The sequence below is a fragment of the Neobacillus cucumis genome, from assembly GCF_023715505.1.
In genome coordinates this window covers 1-255 of the sequence record NZ_JAMBOH010000175.1, presented here as the reverse complement: position 1 = coordinate 255, position 255 = coordinate 1, and the positions used below count along the sequence as shown (strand labels likewise).

The 255-nt window shown below is 38.4% G+C and carries 1 protein-coding gene; it reads left to right on the top strand.

Annotated elements, in window-relative coordinates; all coding sequences use genetic code 11:
* Window positions 1–3 precede the first annotated feature (3 nt).
* The coding region (locus M3226_RS32005; RefSeq protein WP_308212021.1) for a reverse transcriptase domain-containing protein at window positions 4–255 on the top strand (252 nt) is incomplete at its 3' end.

Below are 255 nucleotides of genomic sequence, written 5' to 3'. Positions count from 1 at the left end.
AGAGTGGTGGTAGACTGTGATTTAAAAAGCTACTTTGACACTATCAACCATCAAAAACTAATGGAATACCTCAAGGCATTCATCCAGGATAAAGTTATATTGAAACTAATTTGGAAATTTCTCAAGAACGGAATACTCGAAAATGGACTGACTAAACCGACAGAATTCGGTGCCCCCCAAGGTGGTGTACTTTCGCCGATTCTTAGTAATGTTTACTTAAACCAACTGGATAAGGAATTGGAGAAACGTGGACAT